Below are 14,322 nucleotides of genomic sequence, written 5' to 3'. Positions count from 1 at the left end.
CGGGCTTGTGGTAGTGCTGGTGGCCGCATGTACCCAGCAGGCGGACAACCGGCCCTTGGGGGATGTTGTCGTCAGGGGCGCGGGGTGCGAACTGCTGGCAGAGCAGGCCGTGCGGCTGGCTACCGGTGTAGAGAATCTACGTTTTGACGGGCAGCTGGTCCACGGTCAGCCGTTCCCGGCGTGCGAGGTCTACGAGAAGCTCAATGACGACAGCGAAGGCGACCTGCTGTTAGCCGTCGATCTTCAGGAACCGGTGACAAATACCGCGGAGCAGCAGGTGAGCAGTCGTCTCAAGGAGGGGTTGCCGTCCATTCCCGCTGATATCGGGAAAGGCGTCAGCGGCTCCATCAGAGACAGTCACGACGACCGGGTCATTGGCATGTTCGCGCAGACTTTCCTTGGCACGCGTCTGCTCACCATCGAGATCTACAAAGAGGTGCCCGACAGGGATCGCAGGGCGGATGCGATCGAGTTTCTCCGGCAGCTCAGACCGGTCTTGCTGGCTCCCCTCCAGACCTCCTCGCCCACATCCTGACCCGTATCGGTTCATCACCTGCTCGGGTCGTCTGTCATCTGAGCGGGCAGTAGGGATCCGAGCCCAGGATCACGCGATCAATGCCTGCGATCCTAGATCATCGCCAGACACAGCCGGACCTCGGACTGATCCACTACAACCAAAAGCCCAGGTCACTAGCATCGTGACCTGGGCTTTTCTATGCGCGGCCGGGAGGACTCGAACCCCCAACCTTCTGATCTGCCACCCAGGGACCGGGACGCTCCAGGGCGTTCCGGCCCTTTGGTGTTTAGCCAGCTCAGAAGGCCTGTCGCCGGTGCAAGTCTTGGAGGATGGTGGGCGTCGATGTTGCCCGATCCACCCCCTTTTGTTGACGAAATGTTGACTTGGCTAGCTGACCGGGGCCGCTCTCGGAGGCAGCGCTTCCGTCTTCGCAAGGGACCGCAAATTGGTCGGCTTAGGTCGGCACTCGCCACGTCTCGAATCATGCTAATCAGGCATGAAACACCGCAGTCTCTTGACGGTGTCCAAGTCCTGATCAAGGCTGATGCTGAAACATCCGTAAACATCGAAGAAGAGGAGGAGACGGCCTTGCGGCTCACGTTCCTGGGTAAGGAGTCGAAACCCAACGAGTCCCCAACGCTGTACTCCAGCGACGAGGACACCTACATCGTCCAAGGTTGGATCGTCACCGATCGTGAGATCCTAGAGAAGTTGGAGATCCAGAAGGGCGAAACAGTCGTCGAGGTACCCCCGGGGCTCTTCGCCCACCTCGCGAAGGACGGCGTCTCCGGTACGGTGACAAGGTGGACGGCGCCGATCGTCTACGTCACGGCTGAGCAGAACTTCATCGTTCTGGGCGTCCGAGTGACCAGCGAGGAAGCACGTAGCCAGATGGACATACCGGATCACGAGGACTGTGTCGAGATCCCGAAGGCGGCGCTAAGGGCGTTACTTAGCGAGGGATAGAACTTGGAACTGATCACGGGCGACGCATTGCAGCGATTCTTCAAAGAATTTCGGCGCGAAGCGCTTCATTTGGAAATGCGCGACACATACGGGACAGAGGTGGAAAAGCCTCACCTGAAGAAATGGGAAGCGGGGGATCGTGATGATCTTGAGTGGTTGCAACCCTGGTTCGATACGGTCCGGGAAGCAACTCGTGTCGGCAAGGTGATCCGCAGGGCCCGAATCATTTCCGAACCTATCACCGATTACCAGCGCTGGGTCCTATCTGATTCGCATCTCTTCACAGATGCGGGTGAGCAGATTGTATGGATTCCGCGCCGCCTCGTCTCTACCGTCGCCCTGCCTGGGAATGATTTCTGGCTTTTCGATGAAGAGACTGTAATCTTTTCAATCTTCGCAGGCGCCGGCGAAGTAGTAGAACGCCAAATGAGCAAGGCGCCAGACGCCATTCAGCTCTGCAAGCACGCATTCGAGACCGTTTGGTCTCTAGGCGTCCCCGATGGTGAGTACGAGCCTGTCTGATCCACGTCAGTGACCAGCCAAGTCCAGCAGGCACGAGAGGCATTCGGCGCCCGCCTTCGTGAGATCCGCAAGGACTCGCAGCTCACAGGGCGGGCCCTAGCCCAACTATCGGGCATTCATTTCACCAAGATCTCGCGTATTGAGCATGGGCGCCAGATCCCGAACGAGAATGACGTGCGCGCATGGTGTGAAGCTTGTGGTGTGGCCGATCAAATTGCTGAGTTGATAGCCGCGCTTCGTGGCATCGAGGGCATGTGGCTGGAGTGGCAGCGCCAGATGCGTGGCGGGCTCAAACGACTACAAGAAACCTCATTTCCTCTGTACGAGGAGACGTCGCAGTTTCGGATTTACGAGTCGGATGTTGTACCCGGAATTCTTCAGACGGCCGACTATTGCCTAGAGATTCTCAAGATTGCTTCTAGATTCTATAGCACCGCCACAGATATTGACGAAGCTGTTGAAGCGCGGATGGAAAGGCAACGCTATCTCTACCGAGGAGATCGCAAGTTTCTTTTTGTTCTAGAGGCTCGGACTCTTACGACTGTATTTGGTGGGGCTGAGGTCATGTTAGGGCAACTTGATCGCCTTCTCACTGTGATGACACTTCCACGCGTATCGCTGGGCATCATCCCACCACTCATAGTCCGCCATCTCTGGCCTGGCGAAGGTTTCTGGATCTTCGACGATCGGCTCGTGAAGATTGAGACGACATCCGCAGGAATCAAGGTTACCCAACCGCGCGAGATTGGTCTGTTTGAGCGGGCCTTCAAGGAGCTACAAGACCAAGCTGTCTACGGGCCAGCGGCACGCGCCTTGATCGAGGACGCCGCATCTCGCCTGCAACATTTGTAAACATTCTTGAGCTGTTCAAGCCAGCGCTCCTACCGTCGATCTATGCCCCCGAACGACGACATACCGCAGGCGACGCTCGATGCCGACCTTCTCGGGCATCGGACTCCCGTTGCGCCGCCGGTTCCCCATCAACCCGTGCCTCCCCAGCTGGATGTCAGGCTGGTGGAGCGCCCGGTGGATTTGGCGGTTGTGGAAGAACCCGCCCCTGAGCCCGCGAACGTGCCGGTTGGGATCGATCCTGATGCCGAGTTGAGGAAGCGTCGGGGTTTGGTGCCGGGTGCGGTGCTGTACCAGGCGGAGGTTCCCAACAGTGCGCGGATCTACGATCGTCTGCTGGGCGGGAAGGACAATTTCCAGGCTGACCGGGATGCGGCGGATCGTCTGGTCGAGCTGATTCCCGATCTGCCCGCGCACGCGCGGGAGAACCGGTACTTCCTTCACCGCGTGGTGAGGGAGCTGGCCAAGTTGGGCATCGACCAGTTCATCGACATCGGATCGGGGCTTCCCACGCAGGACAACACTCATGAGGTCCTGCACGGGTTGATGCGGAGCCAGGTCCACGGCACCGACCGATCGGTGGAACAGACGCGGGTGGTCTACGTCGATTACGACGAGCTGGCGTGCGTGCACGGCCGGGCCCTGGTGCACGGGGTGGACGGGGTGGAAATGGTGCACGGGGATCTGCGCACCCCGGAGAAGATCCTTGACGATCCGGCCGTCCGGAAGTTGATCGATTTCTCCCGGCCGGTAGCGGTACTCATGATCGCCGTCCTGCATTTCGTCACCGATGCGGAGAACCCGGGCGCCATCGTCGCCCGTGTCCGGGACCGGCTTCTTGAAGGGTCCTACCTGGCGATCTCGCACGCCTGCGCCGATGAGATGAAGCCGGATGATCGTGAAGCGGCCGTGGCGGTGTACAAGCAGGCGTCGGCTCCGATCCTCCCCCGCTCGCACGCGGAGATCACGGCCTTGTTCGACGGATGGGAGCTGCTGGAGCCGGGGGTGTGCGAGGTGTCGCGGTGGCGGCCGGAGCTGGACAGGGTCGCCATCGGAGGCAACGGCGCACCCGCGTCCAAACGGTCGGGCGCGACCTTCGTCGGCGGGGTGGCGGTGAAACGATGACCGAAGCGATGACGCCGGAGGTGGTCGGCGATCACGCGCCGGAGGTGGCGGACGGGCCGCTCGCCAGGGTGCGGGCCGCGCTGCAGGCACACCATCTTCTTTCTTACTACCGCGTCGGCGACGGTGAGCCGACGCCTGAGCCCGTCGCGGAGGAGTCGGCCGGTGAGGATGTGCGGCTGGTGGTCCTGCATCCGTCCGGAGGCAAGTCCGCGAGCGTGGGCTGGGTGGGCGCGTGCGGCGCGTACCTGCTGCACATCCCGCATGGGGACAGCGAGCACGGCGGGCACGCGGTCCTGGTGGAGGGGGAGCGGGCGGCGGCGGGGAGTCTGGCCTTGCTGTGGGGATTGACGGCCGCTGGTGATCAGGCGGCCGACCGGTTGCGCGAGCTTGAGCGGATTCTGGCCGAGCGTGGGGTCTCGGCTCGGATGGTGGAGGGGGAGAAGGAGGTCCGGCTGGAGGTGGACGGCCGGGAGGCGGCGTCGGTGCCCGTGCCGGTGAGCGTGGTTGTGGGCGGCCGGGGCGGGGCCTACCTGGTGTACATCGGATCGGGCGAGCCGGCCTCCACGCTGATGGCCAGACATCCGGGCGAGGCTGCCGGGCTGGTCATGCGCGCGATGAACCGGGGGAACGATGCCTCCTCCGATTGAGACTCCTTCGGCGTTTGGGATGCCGGTCTCTCCGGTGGTTGCCCATAGCGGGGAAGTCTTTCGTAACCCGCGGTGTCTTGGTGCGTCTCGATTCGGGCCGTTGGCGGGGTGAGGTGCGGATGCCGCTGACGTGGGAATGGGAGATAACCGGGAGGACGGCGACCCGTACACATAACGGGCGCCATGTCGTGGTGACTGCGAGAAACGAGAAAGAGATCGGGCTGGCGATCAGTAATTGGGAAGCCAGCGAGAGGAAGCGGCTGGCCGACTCCTTGAAGAACTTGGGCGCTGTCGTGGATCAGGCACTTGATCGTCTCTCCGCAAGAATCGGCCATCAATCTGCCGAAGCGGATGCTTCGGGTCAGTCCTGTACCCACAGCGTTCCCGCTCAAGACCGGGGAACCTCATGAGCGTTCCCCGAAGGCACACGATCGATTCCGAGGAACTGGTGCGCTTGCGTCGGGAGGGTGCCACGCTCCGGCAGATCGCCGACGCTGCCGCAGTGCCGATGTCCCCCGTGCGGAAGCGGCCGGCCACCGCAGGGGGGCCGCGCGAGAGGAGGCGGCGGTCTGTCCCTGGTCGCGACGTGAGCGTTGAGCAGGTGGCAGGCCCGTACCAGGCCGGGCAGGGCATCCGCGCGATTGCCGCCTCGCTGGGAGTCAGCGTGGGGAAGGTCCGGACGCAACTGGAGGCGGCGGGTATACAGATCCGGCGGGGTCCCAGGCCCAAGCCGGTGACGGCGGCCGATGAAGATCTGATACGCCGGTACCAGAACGGGGAGAGCATCCGCGTGATAGCCACCTCGCGGCGAACCGATGGCAAGAAGGTCCGGGCGCAGCTGGTGGCGGCGGGCGTGCGGATCCGGCGTCGGCGAGATGCTCGCAGGCTGGCGGAGGTCACCGATGAGGAGTTGGCGGGCCGCTACCAGGCTGGGCAAAGTCTCAGCGTGATAGCCGCCTCGCTGGATGTGGATCCGGGGACGGTCCGGGCGCGGCTGGCGGCGGCAGGCGTGGAGATCCGGCCGCCCGGCCGTATCCGCAAGCATGCGGACATTTCGGCGAAGCCGCAACTGGTGCGGGAGCAGCGGGAGGTCAGGGGGGAGGAACTGGCGGACTTGTACCGGGCCGGATCGACCGTAGCCGCCCTGGTGGAGAGGTTCGGGGTGTCTAAGGAGAAGGTTCGGGCGCGGCTGCGGGCTGAGGGGGTCGCGATGCGTCGGCCCGGAAGACGCCCCACCGCTGATGTCGCCGCGCGGACTGAGTCGTCCGCGACGCCTGATCGGCCGGTGGGTCGTCGGTCCTGGCCTGGCGGCGAACAACCGGGCACCGCGCAACCAGTCTCCCGGGCGATGGCTGATGAGGCTGTTGCCCCGATCCGGTCGGGCGCGCTCGTGGCCGGGGCGCGCCTCCCGTCTCACCGTGCGCGGACACAGGCCGTAACACCGGGCAACGCGCGTGCCCGCCGGGCGGTGAACCTCCCTCGTCAGGAGGGCCAGCTGGTGACGATCAACAAGACCACCGTCGTCGCCCCGCCGGAGAACCGGCCGGGCCGAAGGGAACAGGACAAGCCGATGAGCGAGAGGACCGGCAGGCCGGGACGGGCGAACCTGATTCGCCAGGACGGCATGACGCCGATATACATGCAGATCGCCGATCTGATCGCCAAGGAGATCGCGAACGGGGACCTCGCCCCTGGCGCATGGATCGACAGCGAGCGCGAGTTGCAGAGCGAATTCGGGATCGCGCAGATAACCGCCCGGAGCGTCCACCGGGAGTTATGTGATCGTGGGCTCGTCCGTACCGTCCCCGGGGAGGGCACGTTCGTCAACCGGGCGTGGACGCCGCTCCAGGGGGAACGTGACAGCGGAAGTGACCGAGCACCGGCGAACGGATCCAGTTCGCCGGGGACGAGGCACCGGATCCGGCGTGACGGCATGGCGCCGATGTATGCCCAGATCGCCGACATCATCGAAGAAAAGATCACCAAAGGCGAGCTTGGCCCTGGTGACATGGTGCCGAGCGAGACCGAGGTCAAGCGCGATTTCGGGGTCGCGCAGATGACCGCCCGGCGTGTGCACCGGGAGTTACGTGAGCGTGGGCTCGCCCATACCGTGCCGGGGGAGGGCACGTTCGTCGGGCCGGAGGGGACGCCCCGACCGGCTCACATGCAGCCGTTGTACCAGCAGATCGCCAATGAATTGGCCGCTGCTATCTGTGCGGGCAGGCATCGGCCGGGGGACCCGATTACCAGTGAAAGAGATCTGATGGTTGAGTTCGGCGTGGCAAAGGCCACGATCCGGCAGACGATCGCCAGTCTCCGTACGGACGGCTGGGTGATCACCGTGCCCTACCGGGGAACTTTCGTGGCACCTCCGCACCTGTGGCCCGAGCCGCCTCAAGACGTGGGAGGGCCTCCTACTTGCCCGAGTTTGGAGCCCGGCCGGTAGGAGGCCCGACCACCCCCCGTACGGCCCTAAGACGTGGGAGGGCCTCCTGTATGCCCGAGTTCGCAAAGTTAGTCCGGCTAACAGGAGGCCCGACCACCCCACGGGGATACAGCCGATCACCGAACCGGCCCTGCTGGATCGCCTGTGACGTGGCCGGGCCTCTTTTCGCCCCGGTTTCCTGTCGGTCATTGGAGGGCCCGGCCACCCGCAGCGACGCGGCGCCTCAACAATCTCACCGGACCTGTATCCCGAGGCACGCTATGGAAGCCAAACAAGTTCACTTCCGACCGGGCCCCGGCTGGCTCTGATTCAATTTCTAGTTTCTCCACCATTGTGGTGGGTGATCACCAGCCCAGGCTTCGCTCCCAAACGTGGCCAGGATAGACGGTGGCTGGAAGATACGCTGAGGCAGAGTCGGGATCGGTGTTCCTGGGCACGAAGACTGCACCGAACCCCTTAGACAGAAGCCATGTCGGTCATGTATCTAGAAAGTCCCACTCGCTACCCAGCACCCACCGTAGCGCTGAAAGCTTTCCGTGGACAAAGCCCCAACCCCAATCGTCCCATGGACCGACATTTTCGGCACCATAGCGCTCCTCGATTACCCGCATGGAGGCATGTATTTGCTCAGTCAATTCTGGTGATATTCCCTCTCGCTCACCCGCTTCGATCTTCTCTGCTCGGATCAGCGAACGGACATACCATATCTTGTCAAAATACTCGCGCTCGGCTTCGAGGATTTCGGCAAACGTCCTCGGCTCCTCTTGCAGAAACTCGGTTTCGTTTGATAATTCGATGAACTCTTCACCAAGGTGATCCACAAGAGCCGAATTTAAGCCCTCTACTCCGTACAGATAGCGAGAGCGCTCGTTAGGAAATAATACTGCGAGGTCAGGGTGTGGCGTTCGCCGGTCGCCATTGGGAAGAGAGAAATCCTGATAGTTGGATGTTACGAAGCAATAATGGTTAGCAACATCGTTGTCACTGTCCGCCGCCGACCTATACACTTCGATTAGTAGCGCGTCGGCAATACTGTTCTTGTGAAGATGGAATGGCGCTTTCTTGTCAAGGCCTCGCTGGACTATTCGCGCATATTCCAAATCGGTCGGCTCTATTGATCGCGCATCGTGTAGCAGATCGGAAATCTCGGAAAAATTCTGGAGGGTCATTGCACTGAGGAGCGGGATTCGGTGCGTCAGTTCCGCAAGCCAGGTATGGCGATCGTCATCGCCGTACTCCTGGAGATCGTTCCGTAGCAACCGGAATCTCTCCCGAACGCTTGCTGTAACAGCAGCTTCGGCACGCGGTCGGTTTCGCTCGAACTCAGCGATCACGAGGCGTGGAACGAGTAAATCTATCTTTCCTTGAAACTTCAGCACGCGTAGAGGCACGATCCATTTCTGCCCGTCTCGCCGCTTGGCGAGGTCAAGCCACACCGACGTGTCTATGAGGAGCTGAAGCATGGGGAGAATAATACGGAATTCGAAGGACCCGATGAGCGGGAATCCTCGTAGGGGCCTTGCTGGACCTCGACGTCGTACAGAGAAGTTTCTTTGGATCATGTTCCGGGTACAACGTCGGTCCAGCTCCAACGCAAAATGCCCCCGGCCGGAGCCGGGGGCGATCGCTGCTACTTCTTGCCGGGCAGCTTGTTGTGCAGGTAGGCCACCACGCCCGCCAGGGCCGCAGTGGCAGCCACCGATGCCAGAGTCTTGGGGTCGGTGCTGCCGGAGTTGGCTGCCGCCTGGATGGCGGCGACGAGACCGGCCGCGAGGGCGGCCTGGCCGAGGGTGTAGGCGGCGCGCAGGGCGGCGCTTACCTGGGCGGAAACCTGCTTGGTCAGGTCAGAGTCGGTCAATCGGATTCCTTTCTTACTTGCCGCTCTTGGGAGCGGGCTTCTTGCTCGCGGTGGTCTTGGCGGGCGGCTTCTTGGCCGCGGGCTTGGGTTCGGCCTTGTAGGCGGGGTGGCCGTAGCCGTAGATCCGGGTTGAGGTGCGGGCGACCTTCTTTTCGTAGACGCCGTCGCCGTTGAAGTACTTGCCGTCCAGGCTGCCGGAGGTGTTGCCGCCCACTGTGGTGATGTTCTTGGCGTCGACGGCGACGACCAGTTCGACGTGGGTTGCGCCGCCGGTGCCGTAGTAGACGAACGAGCCCTTCTTCGGCGTCTTGTTGAAACGCCCTCGGGCCTTGAACCAGGCCACGCCCGCAAGGCAGGAGGCCGTCTTCGGGGTGATCGCGCCCGCGCCGGCCTTCAGGCCGACCCAGCTCATGAAGGTGTGGCACCAGGGCTGGTTCTGGCTCCACTCCAGTCCCGGCACGGCCGGGCTGTACTTCTGATGGTTGGTGCCGCTCTCCCGGTATCCGACCTGGGAGCGGGCAACCTTAACAACATCACTGGCGGTGGCGGCCAAGTGATTCCTTTCGATCAGGGGTTACTTGAGGAACTGCGCGGCCAGCGAGCCCAGGCCGAGCAGGAGGGAAGCTGGGAGGGCATAGCGCCACTGCTCAAGAGCCCGGATGCGGTTTTCGTGGTCGGCGCTGTCGGCGCGGGAGTCTTTCAGCTCGTGCGTCAGTTCGCGCACTTCGGTGACCAGGTGGCGGAGTTCGTCGTACATGTCCTTGAACGTGACGACCACGCCGTTGGATTCGTCGCCCAAAAGTTCTTTCTCTTTCGACGGGGATCACAGGAGGAAGGGGGCGGTTAGAGGATGCCGATGGCCAATCGGGTGTTCTCCACCGCCCACAGGCTCGGGACGGAGTAGCCCCCTGAGGAGGGGTACAGGCCGTAGGGGCGGACCCCCAGGTTGACCGTCGATCCGGGGGCCGGAAGCGGGGCCAGGCCGATCCCGTTGACGTGACCGGCGAAGGTGTTTCCGCTCGGGTAGGCGACGGCGACCCCGGATACCTCCGCCATCACCGTTGATCCGTCGTAGAAGGCGAAGCCCGAATAGCCCGTGATCGGGCTTGAGTAGGCGCTGCCGGAAACAAACGTGATGTTGCCGGTGATGGAGAAGGCCAGCAGCGAAGCCCCGGCCGGGTAGGAGTTCGGCAGGGTGAAAGCCCCGGACAGTGTGGGAACGTTGGAACCGGCCGCGGTGTCGACGCGGGTTGGGCTCACCCGGGTCGCAACGGTGTTCACGCTGCTCAGCGATTCGGCGTAACTCTTGGCCGAGGCCAGGGTCGCCGCGCTTTTGGTGTCGGTGTAGGTCTGCGCGGAGGCGAGGGTGGAGGCGGTGCTGGCGGTCAGGGCCGCCTCGTCGGCCAGCCTCCGGACCGACCCATCCGCCAGCACGAACCCGACCACATCACCACTCGGCCGGTAGAAGAGATCACCTCGGGACAGCGTCTCGGGGGTGTCGGTGATCCGGACCCGCCGCCCCCGGTAGTGCCGGGCCTCATACACCTCGGATGGGAGAACCGTGGCCGCGTTGGCGCGTACCCGTACGGTGGCGAGCGGGATTTCGCGGGTGTCCCGCGAGCTGTCCAGCGCGGGGGGCGCGGGAACCGCTGCGGGCACTCCAGGTTTGACTTCCAGGCTGATGGTGTTGCTGGTCTTGTCGAGCGCGAGCACCACCAGGTCCAGGCGCGGGCTGGTGGTGGGGTTGGCCGTGAAGTACACGGCGGTGGTTTCGGTCAGGTGGAAGTGGAAGCCCTCGATGAAGGCATGCCCCGGAGCCACCGAGAGGGTGAGGTCTTCGGCCTGGGAGGAGACCTTCAGATCGTTCTGCCAGGGGCCTGCGCAGTCGACGCCGTTGTCCTGCCAGGAGGCGGCCAGGAACGACCATTGGTCTTCGTTGATGCTGGCGCCGTCCCCGGCGTCGTAGGGGTAGCTGAACTGGGACATGCGCTCCTTGTAGATGTTCCTTACCGGATGGGGTTACAGGATGGGGATGCCCCAGCCCCGGTAGGGGGCGGGCAGGATCTCGATGGCCGCCCACGTCCAGGGGGCGGGGATAGTGCCGGGCGAATCGGCCGTGAAGGTCACCGCTGTGCCTGGGGTGGGGGTGGAGGCCGCCTTGTAGGCGGTGAGCACACTGATGCTGCCGCCCGATGCGCCTCCGTTGACCGCGGCGGACTCAAGCACATCGGCGCTGGTGGCGGGGCCCAGGTTGTCCCAGTCGGTGGCGGCCAGCAGGCCCAGGCTGTTACGTCGGGTGCTGGTGTAGCCGGGGAAGGTCGCGGGGTTGTTGTAGATGTTGCCGGTGCCGGTGGCTGCGATGGGGGTGGCGGGGTGGTGGCCGGTCACCACGTACACCTTCAGCGAGATGGTGTAGAGGCGGTTGCTGGTGGCGGTGACCGTGGTGGGGGCGCTGGATGCGGCGGGGGCGGTGAAGAGTGCGACGTAGCCGAACCCACTGGTAAAGGGAGGGATGGCCCGGGGCGTCCATGCGGTGGAGGGGGAGGCCGACATGGTGATGGTCGGGTTGCTTCCCTCTGCGGATTGGGTGTTGTAGTGGACGGCCGCCACCAGCAGGCTTCCGAAGGGCGGGGTGAAGGAGGCGGTCTGGGTGGAGCCGTCGGTTCGGGTGGTGTCGGAGACGCGGGCGGGTGAGGAGGGGTGGATCTGAACGGGCACGCGCGGCTTCTGCGGCCTTTCTGTGGCTGTGTTAGGCGGCGATCAGCTGGAGGATGAGGTCTGCGCCCGCGATCGCCGACCCGACCTGGTCGATGTCGACGGTGATAAAGCCGCCCGGAGGCCAGGAGGTCACCGACATGGCGGTGTTCTTGCCCGAGGTCGTCGCGGCGACTGCGATGGTCGGCCGGTTGGCAGGGACCGCGAAGATCGTGGTGCCGTTGAGGTTGATGTCGAAGATGCAGGCGGCCCCGGTGGGCGCGGTCGCGACCGAGGCCCGGCAGGACAGGATGGTGTAGGCGGCGGGCGAGTCGTTGTAGACCCGGAAGGTGCCCGCGCCGGGGGCCAGCGTGCCCTGGTAGCAGTAGGTGAAGGTTTGAGCCGCCGCCCCGCCGGTGTGGGTGTGGGCGAGCGGGCTGTAGCGGTCATCCCCGCGTGCCGGGGTCAGATAGGCCGGGTGCGGGTCGGCCTGCGCCGCGTGGGCGGCAACCACCGCACCGGCCGCCTGGTCCAGCGAATCCATGGACGGGAAGGCTGTGGCCGTTGCGGCGCTGGTCACACCGTAGAACTGGCCATCGGCCGGGTTGAACGCGATCGAGCCGACATCCAACCCTGCCGGGTTGGTGGTGGTGTGGATGCGCTTGCCGACGAACGGCCGCCGGTCGAGCACGCCCGCCGGGTCGACCGCCTGCGCCCCGGCCGTGACGATCAGGTTGGCCAGCCGCAGCTCCCACACGGGGGCGGTGACGTCGAGCGCGGGTTCGGCCGGGGTCGCCGCTGGTGTGCCTTCGACGACGGCCACGGTGATGGTGTTGCTGCTGCGGTTCAGGCGCAGCACCACCGAGTCGATCCGGCTGGAAGACCCGTCGAGATTGGAGGAGACGGCTAGGGCTTTGGTTTCGTCCAGGTAGTAGTGGAAGCCCTGGATGATCGCCCTACCAGGCTGAACATAGATTGTGTTGTTCTCGCCCCCGCTGGTCACCTTCAAGGCGGAGGACGACGGGCCGGGGGCGATAACGCCGTCGTCCTGCCAAGGTCCGGCTAGGTGAGACCAGTCGTCTTCGGTGAGGTAGGCACCGGAACCGGCGTCGAAGGGGTAGAAGTATTCGGCTATCGGGGTGTCCCTATCTGCGTGCCTCGATCTTTCTTACTGACGTCCAGATGCGCTGGACCTGCCGGTAGATGCCGGGGGTGGCGGTCGAGCCGGAGGAGCCGATGGTGATCTCGACGGCTTGGCCTTGGTCGCTGTCAGTGAGGCGGACTTCGCGGACCACGTCGCTGATGGTCTGGCCGTCGATCTCCACTGAGACCACGTCCCCGATCGTGTAGTGGGTGCCGAAGGCGACGATCTCGGTGTCGATGGGGGCGATCACCAGTTGGGAGGTGGGCAGCGCTTCGTTGATGGCTTCGCTGGCGGCCTGGGCGACCTGGTTGAGCACGGCGGCGTCGGTGACCAGCGTGGAGTCGTCGGGGTCGATCGGGTACCCGGTCGGGGAACGGGCGATCGGGATGTCGCTGCGGTCGGCCAGGACCTCGCCCCTGTTCCGCCAGGCTGCCGTGGGCACGTCCTCGTTCAGCACTTCGAAGGCGTCGAACACCAGGAACTTGGCCTCGGCGTTGACAATCGTGATTGTGTGCGGGCCGTAGGCCAGGCCCGCCCGCTCGAACACCATCGCCTGAGGAACCCGGTCATCGCCCGGCACATATCCGGTGACGGTGGTGTTCGGGCCGCCGTCGACGGACACCCTCATCAGGCCGCGGTTGTTGGCGGCCGTCACATAGACCCGGATGCCGGTCCCCAGGAAGGAGTACTCGGCGTGGTCGCCGAGGGTTTCAGTGAGGTGGACGTCGTCGCCGAACTCGCCTTCGTCGCGTTCGGTGGCGTAGGTCCAGGATCCAGCGTAGATGATGCCGGGATCGTTGTCGTTGACCCAGGTGGAGGCGGCTGAGATCGGGAACGGCTGGAACCAGCGGTTCTTTCCCTCGCCGCCGCAGCCGACGATCACCGTCTCGGTGGTCGGTGCGGTCAGGGTGTAGTTGAAGGACTGGAGGTTGGCGTTGGTGTTGCCGAACAACACCGTCGCCGACCGATCTTCGGGTTCCCAGACCGTGTAGCGCAACCGTCCTTCGTCGGTCTGCTTGACCGACCAGCCGATCCCGGCCGCCTGGGCGATGGCGGCGAGCCGTTCGCCGAGCACGTCGAATCGGGTGGTGATCGCGGTGTACGGGCCGATGAGTGAATCTTCGACATCCAGTTCCTCGAACCGGCGGGTGTCGATCGCGCCCGGTCCGGCGTTGAGCGTGACCAGTTGGGTGCAGACGTGACCGGCGGGACCGTACAGCGACATCTGCGCGATCGTTTGCGCGGTCACCTCAGCGGACGGGAGTGGATAGGTCAGGCGGCGCCACAGCAGCGTCTCATCGGAGACGCCGGAGAAGGTGATCGAGCCCTGGCCGCCCTCACCGGCGTCCCAGGTCCGGGAGATCTCAGTGACCGGCCCGGACAGGATCGGGTCGGGCTGGCCACTGACGCGGACGATGATCCCGCCGCCCACGGTGAGCAGGCCCGCTTCCGGGGAGCCGACCGGGACGGTGAGCGTCCAGGAGCCGACCGCGCAGAAGCGGATGATCGCTTCGAAGTTGGTGTAGGTCTCGATCAGTCCGAGACGGCGGTAGG

The 14,322-nt window shown here is 64.3% G+C and carries 15 protein-coding genes; 7 read left to right on the top strand and 8 right to left on the bottom strand.

Features of this window, described 5'->3' with window-relative positions:
* Window positions 1–7 precede the first annotated feature (7 nt).
* The 7 genes from ABGB08_RS21645 (at window position 8) to ABGB08_RS21615 (ending at window position 7,072) form a co-directional block, all read left to right on the top strand.
* Window positions 8–535, top strand: a complete 528-nt coding sequence (locus ABGB08_RS21645; RefSeq protein ID WP_347592995.1) for a hypothetical protein — start codon at window positions 8–10, stop codon at window positions 533–535.
* A 465-nt stretch (window positions 536–1,000) separates the two neighbouring features.
* Window positions 1,001–1,483, top strand: coding sequence for a hypothetical protein (locus ABGB08_RS21640; protein ID WP_347592993.1), 483 nt, complete (start codon window positions 1,001–1,003; stop codon window positions 1,481–1,483).
* Between the two features lie 3 nt (window positions 1,484–1,486).
* Complete coding sequence (locus tag ABGB08_RS21635; protein ID WP_347592991.1) at window positions 1,487–2,005, top strand: DUF6879 family protein; 519 nt, start codon at window positions 1,487–1,489, stop codon at window positions 2,003–2,005.
* A gap of 9 nt (window positions 2,006–2,014) precedes the next feature.
* Window positions 2,015–2,857, top strand: a complete 843-nt coding sequence (locus ABGB08_RS21630) for a helix-turn-helix transcriptional regulator (RefSeq protein ID WP_347592989.1) — start codon at window positions 2,015–2,017, stop codon at window positions 2,855–2,857.
* Between the two features lie 174 nt (window positions 2,858–3,031).
* The gene (locus tag ABGB08_RS21625; RefSeq protein ID WP_347592987.1) at window positions 3,032–3,979 is read left to right on the top strand and encodes an SAM-dependent methyltransferase; all 948 of its coding nucleotides are present in this window, start codon (window positions 3,032–3,034) and stop codon (window positions 3,977–3,979) included.
* Complete coding sequence (locus tag ABGB08_RS21620) at window positions 3,976–4,626, top strand: hypothetical protein (RefSeq protein ID WP_347592985.1); 651 nt, start codon at window positions 3,976–3,978, stop codon at window positions 4,624–4,626. Before ABGB08_RS21625 ends, ABGB08_RS21620 begins: the two co-directional genes overlap by 4 nt.
* 586 nt (window positions 4,627–5,212) lie before the next feature.
* Window positions 5,213–7,072 (top strand): GntR family transcriptional regulator, encoded by a 1,860-nt coding sequence (locus tag ABGB08_RS21615; protein WP_347592983.1) that lies wholly within the window; start codon window positions 5,213–5,215, stop codon window positions 7,070–7,072.
* 476 nt (window positions 7,073–7,548) lie between these two features.
* Here the strand turns inward: ABGB08_RS21615 and ABGB08_RS21610 are convergent, their stop codons facing one another.
* The 8 genes from ABGB08_RS21610 to ABGB08_RS21575 all read right to left on the bottom strand — a co-directional run bounded on the left by ABGB08_RS21610 (window position 7,549) and on the right by ABGB08_RS21575 (window position 14,305).
* Window positions 7,549–8,535 carry a PIN domain-containing protein gene (locus ABGB08_RS21610; protein ID WP_347592981.1) on the bottom strand — a complete coding sequence of 329 codons (987 nt, stop codon included), beginning with the start codon at window positions 8,533–8,535 and terminating at the stop codon, window positions 7,549–7,551.
* Window positions 8,536–8,702: 167 nt separating this feature from the next.
* The gene (locus ABGB08_RS21605) at window positions 8,703–8,930 is read right to left on the bottom strand and encodes a hypothetical protein (RefSeq protein WP_347592979.1); all 228 of its coding nucleotides are present in this window, start codon (window positions 8,928–8,930) and stop codon (window positions 8,703–8,705) included.
* Between the two features lie 13 nt (window positions 8,931–8,943).
* Complete coding sequence (locus ABGB08_RS21600) at window positions 8,944–9,483, bottom strand: CHAP domain-containing protein (RefSeq protein WP_347592977.1); 540 nt, start codon at window positions 9,481–9,483, stop codon at window positions 8,944–8,946.
* Between the two features lie 21 nt (window positions 9,484–9,504).
* Entirely contained in the window at window positions 9,505–9,729 is a 225-nt protein-coding gene (locus ABGB08_RS21595) for a hypothetical protein (RefSeq protein ID WP_347592975.1), read from the bottom strand.
* 44 nt (window positions 9,730–9,773) lie between these two features.
* Complete coding sequence (locus ABGB08_RS21590) at window positions 9,774–10,916, bottom strand: hypothetical protein (protein WP_347592973.1); 1,143 nt, start codon at window positions 10,914–10,916, stop codon at window positions 9,774–9,776.
* A gap of 33 nt (window positions 10,917–10,949) precedes the next feature.
* Window positions 10,950–11,648 carry a hypothetical protein gene (locus tag ABGB08_RS21585; RefSeq protein WP_347592972.1) on the bottom strand — a complete coding sequence of 233 codons (699 nt, stop codon included), beginning with the start codon at window positions 11,646–11,648 and terminating at the stop codon, window positions 10,950–10,952.
* A gap of 31 nt (window positions 11,649–11,679) precedes the next feature.
* Window positions 11,680–12,627, bottom strand: coding sequence for a hypothetical protein (locus ABGB08_RS21580; protein ID WP_347592971.1), 948 nt, complete (start codon window positions 12,625–12,627; stop codon window positions 11,680–11,682).
* A gap of 142 nt (window positions 12,628–12,769) precedes the next feature.
* Window positions 12,770–14,305 (bottom strand): hypothetical protein, encoded by a 1,536-nt coding sequence (locus tag ABGB08_RS21575; protein ID WP_347593182.1) that lies wholly within the window; start codon window positions 14,303–14,305, stop codon window positions 12,770–12,772.
* Window positions 14,306–14,322: the final 17 nt, after the last annotated feature.

Source organism: Acrocarpospora sp. B8E8 (genome assembly GCF_039871605.1).
GTDB lineage: Bacteria > Actinomycetota > Actinomycetes > Streptosporangiales > Streptosporangiaceae > Acrocarpospora > Acrocarpospora macrocephala.
The sequence above is the reverse complement of the archived record's forward strand: the minus strand, read 5'-3'. Positions and strand labels throughout refer to the sequence as shown.

Excerpts from the sequence above, each read along its gene's own strand:
- ABGB08_RS21590 (WP_347592973.1), bottom strand. The coding sequence starts at position 10,916 with ATGTCCCAGTTCAGCTACCCCTACGACGCCGGGGACGGCGCCAGCATC.
- ABGB08_RS21620 (WP_347592985.1), top strand. The coding sequence starts at position 3,976 with ATGACCGAAGCGATGACGCCGGAGGTGGTCGGCGATCACGCGCCGGAG.
- ABGB08_RS21610 (WP_347592981.1), bottom strand. The coding sequence starts at position 8,535 with ATGCTTCAGCTCCTCATAGACACGTCGGTGTGGCTTGACCTCGCCAAG.
- ABGB08_RS21640 (WP_347592993.1), top strand. The coding sequence starts at position 1,001 with ATGCTAATCAGGCATGAAACACCGCAGTCTCTTGACGGTGTCCAAGTC.